This window comes from Chlamydia caviae GPIC (assembly GCF_000007605.1).
GTDB classification, from domain to species: Bacteria; Chlamydiota; Chlamydiia; order Chlamydiales; family Chlamydiaceae; genus Chlamydia; species Chlamydia caviae.
In genome coordinates this window covers 418,241-438,685 of sequence record NC_003361.3, presented here as the reverse complement: position 1 = coordinate 438,685, position 20,445 = coordinate 418,241, and the positions used below count along the sequence as shown (strand labels likewise).

Sequence of the window (20,445 nt, the reverse complement as noted above, 5' to 3'; positions counted from 1 at the left end):
TCACCTTGCAAACTTACGCAAGGGGCAGGGAGGTTAGAGCGGCGAATTTAAAATGTAAATAAAAATTTTAATTGATAGCTGGAGGGGTAAAGATAAAAAAAGCTTGGGATAGGGCTCCTTAATGAGGTTTTCAAAGAGTTTCGTAATAATAAAGAAATCTGCTAACCTCCTCGTATCAGTATGGACTTAGAAATAAGGTTGGCGAATGTTAAAGATCGATTTAACTGGCAAAGTAGCTTTTATAGCGGGCATTGGTGATGATCAGGGCTATGGCTGGGGAATCGCTAAAGTACTAGCAGAAGCAGGAGCTACTATTATTGTAGGCACCTGGGTACCTATTTATAAAATCTTCTCCCAATCTTGGGATTTAGGAAAATTTGACGAATCAAGAAAGCTATCCGATGGAAGCCTCTTAGAAATCAAAAAAGTCTATCCTATGGATGCAAGCTTTGATAAACCTGAAGATGTTCCTCAAGATATTACGGAAAACAAACGTTACAAAGGGATCTCAGGATATACTATTTCTGAGGTTGTTGAGCAAGTAACAAAGGATTTCGGTCATATTGATATTTTAATCCATTCCCTAGCGAATAGTCCGGAAATTTCTAAACCACTTTTAGAAACATCACGCAAAGGTTATCTAGCAGCATTAAGCACTTCGAGTTATTCTCTAGTGAGTTTATTAGCCCACTTCGGCCCCATTATGCATCCCGGAGGCAGCAGCATTTCCTTAACTTATTTAGCTTCTTCACGTGCCGTACCTGGCTATGGAGGCGGCATGAGCGCTGCAAAAGCTGCATTAGAAAGTGATACGAAAATGCTTGCTTGGGAAGCAGGAAGAAAATGGGGCATTCGTGTAAATACCATTTCTGCAGGGCCTCTAGCGAGCCGTGCAGGGAAAGCCATCGGGTTTATTGAACAAATGGTAGATTACTACTTAGATTGGACTCCAATCCCCAACCCTATGACAACAGAACAGGTCGGGGCTGCTGCTGCATTTTTAGTTTCCCCTCTTGCCAGTGCAATTACCGGAGAAACTCTCTATGTAGATCATGGAGCAAATATTATGGGAATTGGCCCTGAAATGCTTCCTAAGAATTCCTAATTCTTTGATACATTTCTACACCTGCCTCCCAAGCGGGAAGAATCCCTAAATCTTTCGCTGGGGAGGCAAGGCAATCTGCTGCAGCGTGCATATGTTTTGGAGCTGTATTCATCACGATCTTAAAATCCCCACGCTCTATCAAATCAATATCATTAGCATCATCTCCAGAAGCCATGATAAAAGGCTTTTGACCTTCATAGACCAAATCTACAACACGATCAACAGCATATCCCTTAGATACTGCTTTATCCGTCATAAATAAGATCGCATAATCAAAATCAAAAGGCCAACGCATGAAGGTCATCCTTAGACTAGCAGTTAACTCTTTAGATTGATGCATTCTCGCTTGTATTTTCTCTACTTCGCTTTTTTTACCAAAAATTTTTGCCACGGCAAACATCTCATAGGGATAGTCTTCGGAAAGCTTTTTTGTTTCTATTAATCGTGCTCTATCTTCTGCGTTGGGGAAATATACAGGATCTAAATGACGCAATAAATCTTCCTCACTAGGATAAGATGTAAACCGATAATACTGATCTTGATTCTTAGCTCCAGCTTCTATAGAAAAAACCACATCGCTATCTTCCACATACATCTCTAATATATGTAAAATCTCATGGGGAATATCTTGAAAATAGAGAAATCTCTCTTCTTCAGAGGACCAAACACAAGCACCGTTTTGGCACCCTAATAAATAGGGAACTGAAAAATCTCGAAATAACTGACGCGCGTAAGAAAAATACCTTCCTGTAAGGAAGAATATCTGCCATCCAGAATAATACAGCTGATGCAAGCTCTTAATAATTTCAGGATCTAAATGATGCGGAAGATGTGTAATCGTACCGTCGATATCCGTAATCAGTAATTTATCCATAAAGCAATCTTACACTCCCCTATAAAGTTATCCTAACTTTCATGCTCCCCAACAAATACGTAGATCGTCATTAAAAATTTACATCTATTTTAAAGAACAAAATCCACATAAAACACGATAAAGAAAGAAACTATTAAAAACCCTTCAAGATCGCTCTGAGTATATTCTCTTAAATTTTTAAATTAGTCATCTTAATTACATCGTTCTTGCAGGAATATACAATGTTACAGTTTAATTTGTTCTTGGAACCTATCAAGCATTAACTTATAAAGAACTGATCGAAAACAATTCATTAGTGAAATGTCCCAAATCAAATTGTTTCTTAGTTGTTTTACGACTATAGGAACTCAAAAAGGTCTCAAATATGCCTTATAAATTTTTTTCTTATCTAACATTTTGTATGGACGATCTTGCTCTTGGGGATACCTCTAATGAGCACATGGGTTTTCAAGGAATGTTTCCAGAAAATATGAAGCTGGAAATGTTTAAGATGTTAGGATCGTTAATACTACTTCTTACGCTATTTGGCATTGGCGTTTGGGCATTTAAAAAGTTCTTAAAATCGAAAGGTCCCGGCTTTGGAAACTCTTCAACAATTAAAATTCTTGATAGACGCTCCTTAAATCCAAAAACTTGTATCTACATCATTCGCGTTGTAAATAAAATTCTCGTCATTGCAGAATCAGGAGAAAAAATTACACTACTGTCAGAATTTCCTCCCGACACAGATATCAATGAACTCCTACAAAAAAATGAGAAAAAAGAACACGCATCTACTTCTGATTTTCTTAGCAAAAGCATACGGAAATTTCATAAGAATAAAAAAGTAGATAGTCCTCAGATCTCTAATCCTACTGACAAAGAATTTTAAGCATATTTATGAACAATACGGAGTGTCTTAAATGACAACATGGTCTTTAAATCAAAATAATCTATCAAAATATCTCACACATGCAGGATTAGAGCCTCTTTTAGAAAGAGAAAGCGGGTTAACTTATATCAATATCCAAGCTGGAGATCATGAGCTACCTTTGTTTTTTGTGATTCGTAGTGAAGGAGAAATCCTTCAGATGATCTGCTATTTCCCCTACCAACTCTACGACAACCAAAAAGAAGCTACAGCACGTCTTCTACACTTGCTCAATAGAGATGTGGATATTCCTGGATTTGGAATGGATGAAGAACAAGGATTAATTTTTTACCGTTTGGTAATTCCTTGTCTCAATGGGGAAATTAATGAAACCCTATTGCGTGTATATATCGACACTATTAGGCTGGTTTGTGATAGTTTTTCTCATGCTATAGGTTTGATCTCTTCAGGGAACATGAATCTTGATGAATTGAAAAAACAAGCAGCTAAAGACAGAAAGGAATAATTTAGGAAGATCTGATGACAGCACTAATTTTTTACGATACGGAGACTACAGGAACTCAGATAGATAAAGATCGTATCATAGAAATTGCTGCCTATAACAATGTCACTAAACAATCCTTTGTAACCTATGTAAATCCTGAAATTCCTATTCCTGAGGAAGCATCAAAAATTCATGGGATTACGACATCAACAGTAAGTTCCGCTCCAAAATTTCCAGAAGCCTACAAGCAATTCTGTGATTTTTGTGGTAATGAAGCCATTCTTGTTGCACATAACAACGATAGTTTTGACTTCCCACTACTTGAAAAGGAATGCCGTAGGCATTCCTTGGAACCTTTATCCCTACGGACAATAGACTCATTAAAATGGGCACAAAAATATCGCCCCGACTTACCAAAACATAATTTACAATACCTACGTCAAGTATATGGTTTTGCAGAAAATCAAGCCCACCGTGCTTTAGACGATGTCATTACCCTATACAATGTATTTTCTGCGCTTATTGGCGATCTCTCTGCAGAGCAGGTGCTGGCTCTAATGGAAGAGAGCCAGCATCCTAAAGCTTTTAAAATGCCTTTTGGCAAATACAGAGGGAAACCTCTCACTGAGGTTCCCGCATCTTATATCCAATGGTTGGAAAACCAAGGCAACCTAGATAAAGATATGAAAGCTGCTATCGATTTAATGAAACAAATGACATGATCCTCTCAGCTGCTTTTTCACCCTGCCCTAATGATATTTACTTATTTCGTTCTTTTTTAGAACGTCATGAAGGTTTTTCCTTATTAGATCAAATTACCATAGCAGATATTGCAACATTAAACGAATTAGCTTTGCAACATCGCTATTCCCTAATAAAAATATCCGCAGCGTTATTGCCAAAAGTCGCTGATCACTACACCCTTATGAAAGTAGGGACAATTATTGGTCATGGTGTAGGTCCTTTAGTGCTAGCTTCGGATCCTAAGTCACCTTTACGATCCATAGCCACGCCTGGGGAAACAACAACAGCTCACCTTCTCTGTAGGATATTCTACCCTGAAGCAAAGCTTGTTCCTATGAAATACAGTGAGATTATCGCTGCCATTTTACGTGGTGACGTAAATGCAGGAGCAGTCATTCATGAAGAAAGATTTAGCTATGGCGCGCAACTATTTTTAAAAGCCGATCTTGGTGCGTTATGGGAAAAGAAAACACAACTTCCTCTCCCTTTAGGGTGTCTTGTTGTATCAAAAACACTTCCACAAACTGTTGTTGATATTTTAACCCTAGCGTTAAGAAAATCTCTATTTCTAGCATTAAAAGATCCTAAAGGTTCTGAAAATAAAGCTTTGGAATACTCTAGAAATAAAGATACCTCAGTTATTAACAAGTTCATCGCCACCTATGTAAACGATGATACTCTTGTCTTATCGAATTCAGGGGAACAATCTCTCTACACATTATCAAATTATGTCAGCTGCTTTATCTAATTACCTATGTAGAGTTCTTCTTATTCTCGCAGACATGAATGAAGCAAAATCTCTCATTCAAGATTTTTCCTTCACTCGATATGACAAAAATTTCTATCAATGTCGCGATGCACATATGTCGCTAGCTATAGACATGATCCTCTTAGAGCAATGGGGAGAAGCTGGCGTGATAAAAGCTTTAAGCAATACCAAACTAGAAGATTATGATTCCTGTGTGAATCTTGGCTTTGCTGGAAGCTGCTCCCCCGACCTTCCTTTACAAAGCTTCTATACCGTTGATAAGGTAGCGCAGCTTAGCAAAACACATCCCAAACAACTGGATTCGGCAATCGCGCTAGAAATCACAACGCTTCCTAATCTTCCCAAAGCCTCTTTGGTTTCTGCTCATGCTCCTTATAGATATGGATTTCATGAGACATTCCAACTTGTGGATATGGAGGGATATACTATCGCTAGGTTATGCAAAAATCATCACCTACACTGTATGATGATAAAAATAACTTCAGATTATGCTACGCAAGAAGGTGGGGTGTACCTTAAAAAACACAAAAACGTATTAGCTGAAAAGCTTTCCTACGCTTTCTCCTCATCTATTTATGACATCGTAGCAACTTCTACCCCAAGCCAAATCTAATGCTTACTTTAGCTAAGAGATAGCGGTGTTATCAACTCAGCACTTGCAGAGGATTCCCAGTCTTTAGTTCCCGATAATTCCCACATTTTCAAAAAGGCGGGACATGAGGACAAAAGCTCATCTTTCACTCCCTCTGCTACTTTCTCACCATGTTCTAGATAAATTACCCTATCTACGTATTCAAGAGTGGAGAGCTTATGAGCAATGATTATCTGCGTACACTGACCTTTTAGCTGGCCGATGATCTCTTTGATATAGTTTTCGCTAATAGCATCTAGAGAAGATGTAGCTTCATCTAAAATCAAGATGGAAGCATTTTTCAACAAGGCGCGCGCTATAGTTAACCTTTGCTGTTGTCCTCCGGAAAGATTTTTTCCAGATTCTTCAAGAAGGCTATGCACCCCTTGAGGCATTTTTTGAACGAATTCGTAAGCGTACGCTTGCTTTAACGCATGGATGACATCGTCTTCAGGAATATCCTTACCGCAGGTAAGGTTATTCCAAATAGTATCGTAAAAGAGAAACGGATTTTGTAAAACACAGCCGATATGATTCCTAAGAGAAGATTTGCTATAGTCTTTAATAGAAACTCCATCTAAAAGAATCTCTCCCTGTGTTACTTCATATAGCCTTGGAAGCAGTTTACTAATCGTTGTTTTCCCACTTCCTGTAGGACCAACAATACCGATGGCCTCACCTTTATTAATAGTAAAGTTCAGCTCTTTAAGCACCGTTTTCTGATTAGTATAAGAAAACGAAACATCACGAAATTCTATATTTTTTACTAAACCCAAGAATTCCTTACTATCTTCAGATTCATTATGAAGATCGGGATGAGAAAGCACCTCATAAAATCTTTCTGCAGCAGCACAACCTTTCATAATAGTTGTGTTTTCATCTCCAAATTTCTTCACAGGATCGTAGATAAGGTATAACAATCCACAGAATACAATAAGCTCTTCAGGAGGAATATTGAACTTATAAAGACCAATAATCACCACGAAAGCGAAAAATAGCGAGGCTATCGTATGCAATAGTGGCCGAGGAAGTAAACCGTAGGCTGCACTTTTTTCTTCCAAAGCGGCAATTTGACTATTTTGATCACAATACTTCTTAAAAGCAAAAGACTCCGTACGAAAGACCTTTACAGTGACAATTCCTGCGAGGAAATCTAAAAGTACCGAAGAAAACTTATCCTGATTTTTCTGTATTCTCTTTGCTAAAGCTTTGATTTTTCTAGCAATGATCACAATAGGAAGAATCAATATAGGAAAAGCAATGCATACTAAAAGAGAAAACTTCCAGGATATCGATAAACATACTGCTAAAGCTAGTGTGAGGGTTATCGGAGCTTGAACATAGTTCACCATTAACGAATTTACTGCTTGAGCAATACATGTGGAATCGGTAACCACACGGCTACTAAGATTTCCCATATCGTGAGCATGGAAAAATGTCATGGGAAGCTTTTGTAGAGCTTTGAAATAGTCTCTACGAAGATCACAGCTTACACGAATAGAAACCACTTGAGAAAGGAATCTCTGAAAGAACAAAGTCACAGCTTTGAAAATGGCTACAATTACTAAAAATAAAGCTAAAGAGCCGAAACGCGAGAGATCTATGTACTGAGAAATAAGACGTGATAACTTACTGGTTATGGATGTGGTTCCCCTACCATAACGAGAAATATAGGCATTTGCCTGCGCGGAAGTTATCGTATCAGAATCTGGAGAGATATCTGACCATCTCTCTAAAATCTGCTCTTGGCTTAACTGGGAAGCCTTTACAAGGCGATTTTTTTCCTTGCGGGCGAAAAGAACAAAAGCGTCAGGTCCTGTTTTTGCTATAATACTTAAAGAAAAAATCTCTGCTTGAGAAGATACCGTGAGTCCTAAAATAGCAAGTAGGGAAAAACCTAATAACGTAAGATGCTTTTTATGCCTCAGGACCGCTTTCAGAAGAAGTTTCATAGAGACCTATAGTTCGAAATTTCTGATACCGCTTTTCTAATAAATCTTCTATCGATAGGTCTTTTAATCGTAACCACTCCTGAAGTATGAAATTTTGAACATTGCGATATACAGCAGCTGGATCGTGGTGTGCACCACCTACCGGCTCCTTAATTACAACATCCACAATAGCAAATTGCTTGAGATCCTCACCATGCATTTTTAACATAGCAGCCGCTTCACTATTCTTTTTTGGGTCTTTCCAAAGAATAGAAGCACAACCTTCAGGAGAAATTACAGAATAGTAAGAGTGCTCTAACATCGCAATCACATCTCCGATTGCCATGCCTAAAGCACCTCCAGAACACCCCTCACCAATAACAAGAACAATGATCGGGGTTTTTAATCTAGCTAATTGGAAAAGATTATTAGCAATGGCCCATCCCTGGCCACGTTCCTCAGCCGTAAGTCCAGGAAAAGCTCCTGGGGTGTCTACTAAGAAAACAATCGGCAGACCAAACTTCTCAGCCATTTTTGCTAGACGTAATGCCTTGCGGAAACCCTCGGGACAAAGCATCCCAAAGTTTCTATGCACACGAGAAGCAGTATCACATCCCTTTTCCTGACCAATAAGCATGAAACGTTGGCCTTGGATCTTAGCCAATCCCCCAACAACGGCAGGATCATCACGGAACGTACGATCTCCACAAAGCTCGACAAATTCCTCACACATCCCCTCAATGTAGTTCACAGATCGAGGACGCGAGGGATGCCGACAAATCTGCACACGTTCCCATGGTGTCAAATCGGAGTAAATCTTCTCTTTTAACTTATCTAAACGCCTTTCCAATTTCTGTATCTCTGAGGATGAGAGTAAAGAATTTTTTTTATTTTTTTCTTTGAACTCGGCTATCGTTTTCTCGTACTCTACCACTTGTTTTTCGTGGGGAAGAAGCTCCATAATAACGTTTCTCCTCTTACAGAAAGGATAATTTTAATACAAATAATTCTTAAAAAACAATTATAAGATTACTTTATTGAGAATTTTTCAAAAAATAATAAACTATTAATTGCATTTTTCAAAAATAACAGAGACGTTAGCGTCTTGGTAGGGAATATTAATCAAAAAATTACTTCCCCAAAACCTTTCTTTTCCCTGTAAAGAAAAAATTTTCATATGAGGGTTAGAGCATAGGATTCGCAAGGAATCCCGTTCTCCATGAATTATTACATCATTCGCCGGTCCTTTATAAGAATCTAGTGAGCTTGACCGCAATCTAGGACCTTCAACCACTTGGCAGCTTTTCCCCTTACAGAAAATCGAGAATGAGGATTGGCAAGGATCTTCTTCTAACGAAGAGCGTACCTGACATTGCCTTTCTGAGATAGTGATATAATGGCGAATTTTTGATCCTAAATAAGCATCTTGTAAATAAGAAAAGCCTGTAATTCTTGGACAAGGCACCGCGGTAGCGGAAAGGAAAGAGATTTCCGTAATACCCTGATTTTCTATAATAGAGAAATCTTTAACCATTCCACAAAGACCAAATCCCTGACAATCGCTAATGTCTCCACAACACGGACCGTAGTTTACTATACCAACATCTCCGGAGTAATAAGCTCCCACACCACTTTTACACCCTGATCCAGCAATAAAAGTGGATGCCGAACGTGTTCGTTGCATCCAGAAACCTAGATTAGGATCTGTAAAGCTATACTCGCTGGTTACCTGCTGATCTAACTGGTATAGAAAAGACTTACTCACCGAGGTCTTTTCCTTTATAGATCGGGTATATTCCTGGCTCCATAAAGCTGGAAATATAGTCGCTTCATGCGTAAATAATGCCTGCTGGAAGGAGTTCATCATTTCAGCATGCTTCACGCTTTCATCGTAGAATCTAGAGATTTGTAAAAGTAAAAGTCCGAGTTCCGCATGTTCCGCGGGATAAGGAAGACCTTTCCAAGGAAATCCCCCTCGACAAAATAGACGTGCTGCTCCAGAACTTTCTTGTTCTAATTTCAAGAAATCCAATCCCAAGTCATGTCCTTCTTCCAAAGCCATAAGCAAATAAATTGCCCTTGCGATGTCATGAACTTTTAAGAGAGGATGATGTCGGAAAACTTTAAAGACGAAATCGCGAAGTTTCTTATCCTGACAGGCATAAATTAATTGCTTTACCTGCGAATCAAAATTCGAATGGGGAAACACTTCGACACATTCTTGCAATCTTAGCTGTGATCCCATCAATATTCACAATTTTTTACTCAGAAACGGATTGCGTCCAGACAATAATAACAAAAAACTTTAGAGTCAAGTCTCTAAGCATCCTAAAAACTTGACTCTGATAAATTAGATAAAAGAGAAAGGCACGAAATTAGGAATGCTTCGAAGGAGTTTCGATCAAGCGTTTCATTCTTTTTCCTGGAGTAAATTTCACGGCACGTCTTGCAGGAATGTGAATGGGAACAGTTGCGTTTTTAGGGTTGCGCCCTACTTTAGGTTTTCTTTCTACAACCTGTAAAACGCCGAAATCTCTAAACTCTAACCTATCACCTTTGACTAGAGCATCTGTCATTTTATCCAAAAAATTTTGGATTACAGTACGCACATGATTCGGATGAATCTTGTGATCCTGTGATATTGTGCTGATCAGTTTTTTCTTGGTCATGGTAGCCATATTAGCCGTTGCCTCCTAATTAAAGTGCCCTAAAGTAACTTGTTGAGTAGCCCTAAATAATAAACTTTTGAAGTATATGCGTATCATATCTATTCATCCTTTGGATTCAAGACATTTTTTAAAAATACGTAGTCGTTCTATATCGTTATAAGTAACGAAGATTCGTATTTGCCAAAACCTATGCTTACTGCATCTTATGGTCTGACAAAAAATTTCTAAGCTTTCATATTCTAATTTAATAACGGCAAACGCGTGACTTCTTTAATCTAACTTGATAAAGTACTGCACCTGGTGTCCTCGTAGCTCAGTAGGATAGAGCGGTTGCCTCCTAAGCAGCAGGCCATGCGTTCGAATCGCATCGAGGACGACCTTTTCTTTTCTTCAGTGTTTTCTCAATAGAAATCTAACTCGCTTTTGCAGAAAGTTTTCTGGCCTTAACATTCACTAAATTCGTTTTTTGGAAATTAGGGCCAGTAAGAAACGTATGGATGCCTTCAGCTATGCCTTTGGCTATATGCATTCGGTAACGCGCATCTAAAAGTGCGGCTCGTTCTCTAGGATTGGAGAGGAATCCCGTTTCAATTAAAATTGCGGGCATTGTTGTTTCTCGAATAACAGCGAAGTTCCCGTTCTTCACTCCTCGATTTTTCAACGCTCCGTTTTTTTGCATTGTGTTTAGGACTTCCTTAGCTAGAGCTTCTGAAGCACGACTTCTCGAAGCAACATTATTTTTACCATTATAAAAATATACTTCAGTACCAAAGGCTGACGCGTTAGAAGAATAATTACAGTGGATGCTGACAAAAATATCAGCTTTGTTTTGATTTGCTAAAGCGGCTCTTTTCCCTAAGTCTACATAAACATCTGACGTTCGGGTAAGAACTGGCTTATACCCCATTCTCTTGAGATAACTCTGCACTGAAAACGCAAGAGATAAGGTTAAAGACTTTTCCTCATAATGAAATTCTTTACTCGCTGTTCCCTGATCCTTACCCCCGTGTCCGGGATCAATAAAGATCACTTCATTGCGACGCACGCGTTGTGGAGGCGCACTTTCAGCAGCAACCCCTCCTAAAGCCATTCCAAAGATACAAAGAGTAAGCAAGATATAACGATTAGACATGAGATGACAATACCTCGCGCACAATTTCCTTATCATCAAAAGCGATGGTTTGATGTTTAAAGATCTGGTATGTCTCATGCCCTTTCCCTGCCACTAGCACTATATCCCTATCTGAGGCAATGGACAAAGCATATGTAATTGCTTGTTTTCTGTCGATTTCGATAGAAAAATTTCTTTTTACAAACCCTGAACAGATAGCCTTGATGATCTCTTCTGGATCTTCCCCTCGGGGATTATCTGAAGTCACAACAGCAAATCCGTATCTTTCGACTACTTCAGCCATGATTTGTCGCTTGCTTTGATCTCTATCTCCTCCACATCCGAAAACAACAATGAGTTTTCCTTGTTCAGGAAGTAAAGCATGTAGTGTTTTGCATACATTTTCTAAGGCATCTGGGGTATGTGCATAATCAATATAAATAGGACAAGGCCCTGAAAAAACAGGTTCTAATCGCCCTCTAGGCGATTCTACATTTGCCGCTAAGGAAATTAGCTGTTGCAAATCGCCATTGCAGTGTTGATGCGCAACAGCGATAGCAGCAAGAATATTGTAAACGTTATGTTTCCCTATTAAAGGTAGGCGGCACGGCAAAGACTCTCCCCTATAGACTAAATCAAAATCAGTTCCAAAAGGAGAAGAGCGCAGATGCATGGCTCGATAATCTGCTGGACACTCTATACCATAAGTAATGGGTTGCGCTTGAGTCATTTCCAAAAATCGCGAAGCATAGGATAAATCACCATTCACGACAGCAAGACCCGTAGCAGGAAGCTTCGAGAATAATTTTAGCTTAGCGTTTATATACTCTTCAAATGAACCATGGAAATCTAAATGATCGAGAGTAATGTTTGTTAAAACTCCAACATCAAAATCGACCTCTGCCAACCGCTCTAAAACAAGACCTACGGAAGAAACTTCCATAACCGCAGATGTTAAACGGTTCTTTACCATCTCAGCTAAATACTTTTGCAATAGACAAGATTCGGGAGTGGTATAACCATCTTGAATGCGGTTGTTCCCTAAAACATGCTCGATAGTTCCTATCAAGCCCGAAGGCTTATTGCAACCATCAAACAGGGTTTTTATTAAATGAGAAACTGTAGTCTTGCCATTGGTGCCGGTAACACCAACAATGCAAAGTTTTTTAGAAGGGTAGTTATAATATTTCGCAGAAAGCTCTGCTTCAAGCTGAGGAAGATTCGACGAAACGATTTGAACAACAGATAGGAAAGGATTGTAAATAGAAGACGCTATAGCAATAGCGCCGTTTTCAATAGCAAGGGGCGAGAAATCGTTTCCATCAAACTGTTTCCCCTTGTTAGCTATAAAAATATCTCCAAATCCAACATTACGGGAATCTTTGGTAAGATTTCTCACCTCTATGGGAGAAACTTTCCCATAAATCTTTGCTTCTATGTTGTTGAGGAGTTCTTTTAAATTCATTTTTTAGCCCGGAGTTCCTTTTTAAGGAATGACCCCTCTATATACAAAATTGTTCCTAATATGTCTGTAGATACTCTTTTTCTCTTGCATACAGAAAAAAAGCCTGGCTCACGCTCATGCGTCATAAATAAACTTTCGAATTTCAACGATAGCTCAAAAAATTTGCCGCCGAACTAGTTTACTTGCAACAATTAAAATAGTCCATCTAATTTTTTCTTCTACTTAAAAAATATCCTATTTTTATAGCGAAAAGAAATTACTCCCTGATAGAATCCTTCTCTCTACGATTGGGACAACAAAATCCATGAGGGAAGATGTATCAGTGCCTCGAACGCCAAATTAATGTAATAGAACATCGCTGTTGTTATAAAGACAACGAGCAGTTCGTTGCGCATGCAAAACATTTTCCACAAATCATTCAACGGGGATGCATACGCAACCGTCAGGGCATTGTGCACAACGATTGGCTTTTGAATAATAGAAAATCTATTTCAGAATCTGTTGTTCGCGCACTTCCTATATTAGGAAATATCTTAGGAGCCGCTAAGCTATTTAGCATTTTTGCAGCGCCTACTAAAGCAGATAGCAAAGTAGACATTGCCTTTCACACTTTTGCAGGAATCTTAGAAACACTTGGTCTCGGTTTAGTCGTATTGGCGCTGAAAATTATGTTTACAGTTATATCCTTATTAACGCGTCTCTCCAGGAAACAACCCGAATTTGTTCAAGCACGCATCTACCACAACTTGGTAGTGTAAGTTTATTTTCCCGAACGATTCCATTCCTCATACAAAGATTTCATAGAAGCAACTTCCTGATTATAATTGTATTTCTGTTTATCTTCAGGAACACCCAGATAAGAGAGCGCACGATCTGCCACACGAGCAAATACAGGAGCAGCGCATCTCCCTCCCATATAATTTTTAGAACCATCTTCTCGAACACAGTGCTCAGGATCATCTATAGAAACAAGCATAACAAGAGGAACGCAAGTTTCTTCAGCAGGATATATAGGAGTAATTCCGATAAATGAAGAAATATGGCGATGTTTATCATACTTCCCATTAACAAGTTTTTCTGTTGTTCCTGTTTTCCCAGCACTAGAATGGTTTTTAGGAGAACCTCGAAACCCTGTACCCCCAGGATATGTAGTAAACCGGGTAGCTTTTAACACTTCATCAACAATATTCTGAGATAGAATCCTTTCTCCCCGAACTTGAGAACGTAATACATACTCTTGTCCAGAAGTAGCCACAACCTTCTTTATCAAAGTAGGACGCACATTATACCCACCATTGGCAAGAATCGCATAAGCTCGCACCATCTGTATTCCTGTAGCAAGAATATTATAGCCCATAGCAAGAGAATACGGTGTAGACAGAGACCACTCGGGAACACCATTAATATGAAAACGCTTTGGAGAAGGGACCAATCCCGCAGCTTCTCCGGGTAATTCTATTCCCGTTTTCTTTCCAAAGCCAAATAGCAAAAGCTTCTCTTCATACCAATGGCTTCCTAAATTCTGGACTATACGATCGGCAAGCTGTGCGACATACACATTGGAAGATTTTTGAATCGCCATATACATATTTAAACGACGATTTAATGAAATGTCCTTAAGAGGAAATTGCTTTCTTCCAGGAAAAATAGTGCGAGTAACATCGATAGGCTCCGAAGGCTCAAATAGAGGTTTCCCAGATCTTTTTATCATCTCTTCATTCGCGAGCAATGCTATAGCAATAGTAAGAGGTTTCATAATAGAACCTGGTTCAAAAACGTCACTTATTGACGTCACTTTTGTATGTTCTATCTTTTCTTTATCATTGAAAAAGTCCTTATACTCTGCGGGATTAAAAAAAGGATATTGCGCTAAAGCTAAAATATCTCCGGTATAGGCGTTCATTAAAATCAAACGCCCGCCCTTAGCGCGAGCCTCTTTCACACCTTTTTCTAATTCCTCTTCCGCAATCGTCTGTATGCATGGATTAATAGTAAGATAGATATCCGATCCATCCCTAGGAATTTTTGTAACTTTATCAAGATCTAAACGATTTAAAGGAGAACGAAGAAATTTTCTTTCCCCAGGTTCCCCTTCAAGGATATGGTTAAAATATGCTTCTAATCCTCCAGTAGGAAAAGCCTTCCCCGTTTTTTCATCCTTCACCTCTCTAAGAGTATGAAGCACTTGACCTAGAAGCTTTCCAAAAGGGTAGGATCTTTGATAGTCCGTCATGAAAAATAAAGCATTAGAAGGTATTTTAGATTTAGATGCATACCCTCGCCACCAAGAAAGAATTCGGTCATGCTCAGCACGATCTAACCAAAGACATAACTTCCTATGTCGGGATTTCTTATCAAATTCTGCACGCAACTTCTCATAATCCCCATCACCAATAAGATGATATATTTTCTCAGCAATCGTATCGCGATGTTCTTCTGGAATCGCTACTGCGTCTAAACAAAGATGGAACTTTGTAATATCAACGGCGAGAGGTTGTCGTTGTTCAGGATCTCCCTTACGTACATTCATCAAAGAAAAGAATGTTCCCCTACGGAAAGGATCTTTGACCCGAAATTCATGTTGCCCTAATGCTTCCGCAGCCCAACGTTTGCCTTCACAAATCTGAATTTTGTAATAACGCATAATCAAGAAAGAGTAAGCAAGCAGCATCCCACAAGTGATTATTGTTAAGTATTTACGATGATTCATCAGTTACAACACAAACACTATCTTCTGTAGGATATTGGAGATATTGATATTCGGGAAGGGTTGCTATATGCATGAGATGTTCAGGACTTTCTATTTTATCAATAAGAAAGCTCAAAGCAATGTTGTCTTGTTCTCTTTGGCGCAACTTTGACCATAAAGAAGGAATTTCTAACCGTAATTTAGTCAAATCATTTTGTTTGTTAATATAGGAATAAAGTAACCCTCCTAAAAAACAACAACAAAAGGATAGGCGTAAAAAACGATACTTATTCATCAGGATGTCTTTTCAAAACAACGGAGTTTTGCCGATCTACAACGAGGATTTCTCCTAATTTCTTCATAGGTAGGCATAACAACCTTCTTAGTAAGAATTTTCCCTAAACCAGACTTCTCTGCCTCCCTAAAAAACCATTTTACAGGACGATCTTCAGAACTACAAAATGAAATAATTACTAAACGTCCCTTAGGAGCAAGCCAACGCATAGCAGACTCTAGCAATACTTTCAATTGCACGTCCTCTTGATTTACATACACGCGTAAAGCTTGGAAAATTAAAGTTAGTGGATGAATTTTTTTACGTAAACGATAGGAAGGGAAAACCCTTGCAGTCGCTTCTTTTAAATCTTTGACAGTAATGATTTTCTTACGTCTTCTAAAATGCACTATAGCATTAGCTACGTTTTTCCAATGGGGTTCCTCTCCATACTCACGAAAAATCTTTCCTAACTCCTCTTCTCGAAGTGTGTTCAATACTTCACTTGCTGTGATTCCTTGAGAGGTATCCATACGCATATCTAAATCGTGATCTTCCCCCTGAAAACTAAAACCTCGAGATAACGTATCTAATTGCATAGAAGAAACCCCAAGATCTGCAAGTATCCCATCATACACATTTTCTTTAGGATCTTGAGCAAGATCCTCGAATGAAGCATGATGAAGATGCACACGATCTCCAAATTTTTCTAAACGTTCCCTTGCCAAAGATAAAGCTGTAGCATCTCGGTCGGAGCCATCATAAGAAATTATAGAAGGATAGGTAGAGAGGAAAGCCTCGGCATGACCTCCAGCTCCCACAGTAACATCACAGAAAGATCTTGGATTTCGATCAGAAAACCAAGACAAACACTCATTTACTAATACCGGAATATGGAAAGGAGTCTCAGCCACAAAAACGCCTAAATCATTCTATAAACAATAACGAAAGAAAAACATACACCATTGGAGAGAATGGGGAAAGATTTCTATCATTTGCCATCCTCGATTTTAAGAATAATTAAGACTATTGACTTTTTCCTTTACCCTATTATGATTTAAAAAGTAGGGTTTAAAAGGCTGTATTATGGTAGAAATTTTTAATTACAGTACCTCTGTTTACGAAAAACACGCGTCTAACAGTAAAGTAGTGAATGACTTCCGCAAGGAAGTGCACATGGAAAGTTTGACGATCCGTGATGTGGCCAAGCATGCCCAAATTATGGACATGACCCCAAAACCCTCGGCTTTATCTTCCCTAATGCAGACGAATAAGAAAACCCATTGGGCTTTCTTTTCACCTCCTAATAATTTCCATAAACAACGATTCTCTACTCCCTATTTAGCTCCTTCACTAGGATCTCCTGATCAGCAAGATGATGATTTAGAGAAAATTTCTTCCTATTTAAAAGTACTGACTCGAGGAAAATTCTCTTATCAAAGTCGTGTAACACCTTTTCTATCTCACCAAGATCAAGAAGAAAGTGAAGAGGAAGAAGAAGCTTCTGACTCTGAAGAAGACGTCATCGTTCAAGAAGGAAAAATCCTACTCAAAGCTATTGATATAGGGTTGAAATCTTCTAACATTATGATTGATTACGTTATTTCTCGTATTTTTCAATTTGTTCAAGGCTAAGATATGTTGGATAATGAATGGAAAGCCATCTTAGGATGGGGGGATGAAGAACTCGAAGAACTCCGCATTTCTGGGTACACATTTCTTCGTCAAGGACATTATCAAAAAGCTATCCTCTTTTTCGAGGCCCTAGTGATTTTAGATCCATTAAGCATTTATGATTTCCAAACTCTTGGAGGATTATATTTGCAAATTGGAGAAAACGCCAAAGCTTTAGGAGTCTTAGATCAAGCTTTGCGTATGCAAGGAGATCACCTCCCTACATTACTAAATAAAACCAAAGCTCTCTTTTGTTTGAATCGTATTGATGAAGCCTCCGCTATAGCAACCTACCTTACGTCTTGCGAGGATTCTATGATTGCTAATGATGCCGAAGCTTTGCTTATGAGCTACGCTAAAAAAACGATTAAAAAACCTGCTGCTGTTTCTCATTAATCTTGCGTGCACTTATTCAGGATCGTTTTGTCCCTAATTTATAATAATTCTTTATACGTTTGAAATCCCCTGCTGTTTTTTGCAGAAAAACTGTTGATTGCTTATCAATAGCAATGCTACATTGGCAATTTCTTCCTAAACGAGCATAAGTTTGCTCGTCCATTAAGGAAATCCTCGACACATTAAAGAGAGCAGCATGTTAACCTGTAGCGATTGTAGTACTTGGGAACAGTTTGTGAATTATGTTAAGACACGTTGCTCAAAAACGGCTTTTGAGAATTGGATTTCTCCTATTCAAATTATAGAAGAAACACAAGAAAAGATCCGTTTAGAAGTTCCGAATATCTTTGTTCAAAATTACCTTCTTGATAATTATAAACAAGATCTGTGTTCTTTTGTTCCCCTTGATGCCCAAGGAGAGCCCGCTTTAGAATTTGTTGTTGCAGAAATCAAAAAAGCTCCTGCGCAACCCATTGCGCCTAGAGAGCCCCAAGAGAGCCCTGCTGAAACTTTTGAAGAATCTAAAGACTTTGAACTGAAATTAAACGCAGCGTACCGTTTTGATAATTTCATAGAAGGCCCTTCAAACCAATTCGTCAAATCTGCAGCTGTAGGTATAGCAGGTCGTCCCGGACGTTCTTACAATCCTCTATTTATCCACGGGGGTGTGGGACTAGGGAAAACACATTTACTCCATGCTGTAGGTCACTACGTCAGAGAACATCATAAAAATCTTCGCGTTCACTGCATAACTACAGAAGCTTTTATCAATGATTTAGTCCAACATCTTAGATTAAAATCTATCGATAAAATGAAGAATTTTTATCGTTCTTTAGATCTACTTCTCGTCGACGATATCCAATTTCTGCAAAACAGACAAAATTTCGAAGAGGAATTTTGTAATACTTTTGAGACGTTGATTAATTTAAATAAACAAATTGTCATTACGAGTGACAAACCCCCAGGACAACTAAAATTATCAGAGCGCATTATTGCTAGAATGGAATGGGGATTAGTTGCTCATGTAGGAATTCCTGATCTAGAGACTCGCGTAGCCATTTTACAACATAAAGCAGAGCAGAAAGGCTTACATATTCCTAATGAAATCGCATTTTATATTGCAGATCATATTTACGGAAATGTCAGACAACTTGAAGGAGCTATTAATAAACTCACTGCTTATTGTCGTTTATTTGGAAAAACACTTACAGAAAGTATTGTTCGAGATACCTTAAGAGAACTGTTCCGTTCTCCTTCCAAACAAAAAGTCTCTGTAGAAAGTATATTGAAAAGTGTTGCTACGGTCTTTCAAGTAAAACTACAGGATCTTAAAGGAACTTCACGGTCTAAAGAACTTGTTTTAGCACGTCAAGTGGCTATGTATCTTGCAAAAACTCTAATTACAGATTCTTTAGTTGCTATAGGTTCTGCTTTTGGGAAAACCCATTCGACAGTGCTTTATGCTTGTAAAACTATAGAACAAAAAATAGAAAAAGATGAGACTCTAACACGTCAAATTAGTTTATGTAAAAACCACATTGTTGGGTAATCTAGGAGAATTCCTAATGTTTCGGAGAACTGGAAAAAGTCCCTTTGAAGATGTTCAGACATTATACGAAGAAGAAACTCCCTCGCATGCTAACTATGCCTCTTATCCTAGATCTGAGCGTTTAGATTCTCCTCCAAATCTTTTTGATTCTCCAAAATCTCCAGAAACGCGGCCGTTACCTCTTTCTTACCCTATAAGTGAAGAATCACAAAAATGGGCCTCTGCATCTTCTGAAATTGACTCTTTACCTTCATTTTCCGAAGAACCAGAAACTACACTTGGAGAAGGTGTAACATTTAAAGGCGAGTTAGCTTTTGATCGTTTATTACGTATTGACGGTACTTTTGAAGGGATCTTAGTTTCTAATGGGAAAATCATCATAGGCCCTAAAGGTAGTGTGAAAGCTGATATACAACTTCAAGAAGCAATTATTGAAGGTGCTGTTGAAGGCAACATCACAGTCAGTGGGAAATTAGAACTCCGTGGTGAAGCGATAGTGAAAGGCGATATCCAAGCAGGCACTCTCTGCGTTGATGAAGGTGTGCGGCTTTTAGGCTACGTAGCTATTGTTGGAATCAACGAAGAGTCTCAGAAAGAAAAAGACTGATAAGCACTGCAGGTTGCGGAGCATACCTTTCGATACTATTTTGCCATTCACGAGATAAAGGATAAGTAGATAGAATACCTATAGGCCCAGAGCCTATAGTTTTCTTTAAATTACGCAGTTGCCTCTCTGAAAGCACAATCCCCTTACAAGGGATTCCTGTTTCTTTAGACAGCTGTTTGCCAAAATCTCTAGGAATTTTTGATATTAGATAAAAAATCTTTTTAGGAAAAATTTCCTGAAATTCCCACTGTCGTCTTATAGCCCTCGTAAAAAATTTGATAGCAGGAATCTTCCCAAGACAAGCCTGAGAATATAGCGAAAGCGATTGCGCGGAAGGAACGTACAAACAAAAAGATTTCCTAGAAAATGATGGAAGGCAATTTCTGCAAGAGGCTGTTTCATCTATTCTTAAAACATGAAAACAATGTGGGCAACGCCCTGATATCTTTTCTATTTTTAAAGATTCCAAACACCTGCGGCACAAAAATTTTCCAGGTGCTCGGCAACCATAACACAGCCTAGGGAAAATCAAACGAAGAAAAAAACTAAAGAATCTCTGAATCATGGAAAATTTTTATTCCTAAAATTCCAATCAATTTGTT

General features: G+C 38.6%; 23 protein-coding genes and 1 tRNA gene. 12 read left to right on the top strand and 12 right to left on the bottom strand.

The window, feature by feature from the left end; translation table 11 throughout:
* Window positions 1–205 precede the first annotated feature (205 nt).
* Window positions 206–1,105: an enoyl-[acyl-carrier-protein] reductase gene (locus tag CCA_RS01955; RefSeq protein ID WP_011006351.1), complete on the top strand. Its 900-nt coding sequence runs from the start codon at window positions 206–208 to the stop codon at window positions 1,103–1,105.
* Here the strand turns inward: CCA_RS01955 and CCA_RS01950 are convergent.
* Entirely contained in the window at window positions 1,092–1,979 is an 888-nt protein-coding gene (locus tag CCA_RS01950; RefSeq protein WP_011006350.1) for an HAD-IIB family hydrolase, read from the bottom strand. The genes CCA_RS01955 and CCA_RS01950 overlap by 14 nt on opposite strands.
* 364 nt (window positions 1,980–2,343) lie before the next feature.
* Between CCA_RS01950 and CCA_RS01945 the strand changes: the two genes are divergently transcribed.
* Genes CCA_RS01945 through CCA_RS01925 form a run of 5 tightly spaced genes read left to right on the top strand, consistent with a single transcriptional unit; the run spans window position 2,344 to window position 5,460 of the window.
* Window positions 2,344–2,850 carry a FliO/MopB family protein gene (locus CCA_RS01945; protein WP_011006349.1) on the top strand — a complete coding sequence of 169 codons (507 nt, stop codon included), beginning with the start codon at window positions 2,344–2,346 and terminating at the stop codon, window positions 2,848–2,850.
* A 31-nt stretch (window positions 2,851–2,881) separates the two neighbouring features.
* Complete coding sequence (locus CCA_RS01940) at window positions 2,882–3,355, top strand: YbjN domain-containing protein (RefSeq protein WP_011006348.1); 474 nt, start codon at window positions 2,882–2,884, stop codon at window positions 3,353–3,355.
* 14 nt (window positions 3,356–3,369) lie between these two features.
* Window positions 3,370–4,056 (top strand): putative quorum-sensing-regulated virulence factor, encoded by a 687-nt coding sequence (locus tag CCA_RS01935; RefSeq protein WP_011006347.1) that lies wholly within the window; start codon window positions 3,370–3,372, stop codon window positions 4,054–4,056.
* Entirely contained in the window at window positions 4,053–4,826 is a 774-nt protein-coding gene (locus CCA_RS01930) for a 1,4-dihydroxy-6-naphthoate synthase (RefSeq protein ID WP_011006346.1), read from the top strand. Before CCA_RS01935 ends, CCA_RS01930 begins: the two co-directional genes overlap by 4 nt.
* Window positions 4,807–5,460, top strand: a complete 654-nt coding sequence (locus tag CCA_RS01925) for a hypothetical protein (RefSeq protein ID WP_011006345.1) — start codon at window positions 4,807–4,809, stop codon at window positions 5,458–5,460. The genes CCA_RS01930 and CCA_RS01925 overlap by 20 nt, the downstream gene beginning before the upstream one ends.
* An 8-nt stretch (window positions 5,461–5,468) precedes the next feature.
* Here CCA_RS01925 and CCA_RS01920 read toward each other — a convergent pair whose 3' ends face one another.
* The 4 genes from CCA_RS01920 to CCA_RS01905 all read right to left on the bottom strand — a co-directional run bounded on the left by CCA_RS01920 (window position 5,469) and on the right by CCA_RS01905 (window position 10,087).
* Complete coding sequence (locus CCA_RS01920) at window positions 5,469–7,430, bottom strand: ABC transporter ATP-binding protein (protein ID WP_011006344.1); 1,962 nt, start codon at window positions 7,428–7,430, stop codon at window positions 5,469–5,471.
* Window positions 7,396–8,370, bottom strand: a complete 975-nt coding sequence (locus CCA_RS01915; protein WP_011006343.1) for an acetyl-CoA carboxylase carboxyltransferase subunit alpha — start codon at window positions 8,368–8,370, stop codon at window positions 7,396–7,398. The genes CCA_RS01920 and CCA_RS01915 overlap by 35 nt, the downstream gene beginning before the upstream one ends.
* Before the next feature lie 105 nt (window positions 8,371–8,475).
* A complete protein-coding gene (locus CCA_RS01910; RefSeq protein ID WP_193328804.1) occupies window positions 8,476–9,660 on the bottom strand; it encodes a hypothetical protein in 1,185 nt (394 codons plus the stop codon).
* A gap of 124 nt (window positions 9,661–9,784) precedes the next feature.
* Entirely contained in the window at window positions 9,785–10,087 is a 303-nt protein-coding gene (locus tag CCA_RS01905; RefSeq protein ID WP_006344016.1) for an HU family DNA-binding protein, read from the bottom strand.
* 293 nt (window positions 10,088–10,380) lie between these two features.
* Between CCA_RS01905 and CCA_RS01900 the strand changes: the two genes are divergently transcribed.
* Window positions 10,381–10,454, top strand: a tRNA-Arg gene (locus tag CCA_RS01900).
* Between the two features lie 36 nt (window positions 10,455–10,490).
* On the opposite strand, the gene CCA_RS01895 is transcribed toward CCA_RS01900, so the two are convergent.
* Both CCA_RS01895 and CCA_RS01890 read right to left on the bottom strand, forming a co-directional pair.
* The gene (locus CCA_RS01895; protein ID WP_041462205.1) at window positions 10,491–11,210 is read right to left on the bottom strand and encodes an N-acetylmuramoyl-L-alanine amidase family protein; all 720 of its coding nucleotides are present in this window, start codon (window positions 11,208–11,210) and stop codon (window positions 10,491–10,493) included.
* Window positions 11,203–12,654 carry a UDP-N-acetylmuramoyl-L-alanyl-D-glutamate--2,6-diaminopimelate ligase gene (locus CCA_RS01890; RefSeq protein WP_011006340.1) on the bottom strand — a complete coding sequence of 484 codons (1,452 nt, stop codon included), beginning with the start codon at window positions 12,652–12,654 and terminating at the stop codon, window positions 11,203–11,205. Before CCA_RS01890 ends, CCA_RS01895 begins: the two co-directional genes overlap by 8 nt.
* A 314-nt stretch (window positions 12,655–12,968) precedes the next feature.
* Here CCA_RS01890 and CCA_RS01885 point away from each other — a divergent pair, with 314 nt between their 5' ends.
* Window positions 12,969–13,412: a hypothetical protein gene (locus tag CCA_RS01885; protein ID WP_011006339.1), complete on the top strand. Its 444-nt coding sequence runs from the start codon at window positions 12,969–12,971 to the stop codon at window positions 13,410–13,412.
* A gap of 2 nt (window positions 13,413–13,414) precedes the next feature.
* Here the strand turns inward: CCA_RS01885 and CCA_RS01880 are convergent, their stop codons facing one another.
* From CCA_RS01880 to rsmH, 3 genes are read right to left on the bottom strand one after another with little or no spacing between them, the layout of a single operon-like run.
* The gene (locus tag CCA_RS01880; RefSeq protein ID WP_011006338.1) at window positions 13,415–15,364 is read right to left on the bottom strand and encodes a peptidoglycan D,D-transpeptidase FtsI family protein; all 1,950 of its coding nucleotides are present in this window, start codon (window positions 15,362–15,364) and stop codon (window positions 13,415–13,417) included.
* On the bottom strand, window positions 15,351–15,638 hold the full coding sequence (locus tag CCA_RS01875) for a hypothetical protein (RefSeq protein WP_011006337.1): 288 nt from the start codon (window positions 15,636–15,638) through the stop codon (window positions 15,351–15,353). Before CCA_RS01875 ends, CCA_RS01880 begins: the two co-directional genes overlap by 14 nt.
* Complete coding sequence (gene rsmH / locus CCA_RS01870) at window positions 15,638–16,531, bottom strand: 16S rRNA (cytosine(1402)-N(4))-methyltransferase RsmH (RefSeq protein WP_011006336.1); 894 nt, start codon at window positions 16,529–16,531, stop codon at window positions 15,638–15,640. Before rsmH ends, CCA_RS01875 begins: the two co-directional genes overlap by 1 nt.
* A gap of 172 nt (window positions 16,532–16,703) precedes the next feature.
* Here rsmH and CCA_RS01865 point away from each other — a divergent pair, with 172 nt between their 5' ends.
* Both CCA_RS01865 and CCA_RS01860 read left to right on the top strand, forming a co-directional pair.
* The gene (locus tag CCA_RS01865) at window positions 16,704–17,252 is read left to right on the top strand and encodes a DUF5399 family protein (protein WP_011006335.1); all 549 of its coding nucleotides are present in this window, start codon (window positions 16,704–16,706) and stop codon (window positions 17,250–17,252) included.
* Between the two features lie 3 nt (window positions 17,253–17,255).
* Window positions 17,256–17,687, top strand: a complete 432-nt coding sequence (locus CCA_RS01860; RefSeq protein WP_011006334.1) for a type III secretion chaperone — start codon at window positions 17,256–17,258, stop codon at window positions 17,685–17,687.
* Window positions 17,688–17,703: 16 nt separating this feature from the next.
* On the opposite strand, the gene CCA_RS05290 is transcribed toward CCA_RS01860, so the two are convergent.
* Window positions 17,704–17,850, bottom strand: a complete 147-nt coding sequence (locus CCA_RS05290; protein WP_157850886.1) for a hypothetical protein — start codon at window positions 17,848–17,850, stop codon at window positions 17,704–17,706.
* A 33-nt stretch (window positions 17,851–17,883) separates the two neighbouring features.
* Here CCA_RS05290 and dnaA point away from each other — a divergent pair, with 33 nt between their 5' ends.
* Window positions 17,884–19,236, top strand: coding sequence for a chromosomal replication initiator protein DnaA (gene dnaA / locus CCA_RS01855; protein WP_011006332.1), 1,353 nt, complete (start codon window positions 17,884–17,886; stop codon window positions 19,234–19,236).
* 16 nt (window positions 19,237–19,252) lie between these two features.
* A complete protein-coding gene (locus tag CCA_RS01850) occupies window positions 19,253–19,843 on the top strand; it encodes a bactofilin family protein (RefSeq protein ID WP_011006331.1) in 591 nt (196 codons plus the stop codon).
* On the opposite strand, the gene CCA_RS05450 is transcribed toward CCA_RS01850, so the two are convergent.
* Complete coding sequence (locus CCA_RS05450; RefSeq protein WP_041462204.1) at window positions 19,812–20,408, bottom strand: hypothetical protein; 597 nt, start codon at window positions 20,406–20,408, stop codon at window positions 19,812–19,814. The genes CCA_RS01850 and CCA_RS05450 overlap by 32 nt on opposite strands.
* Window positions 20,409–20,445 lie beyond the last annotated feature (37 nt).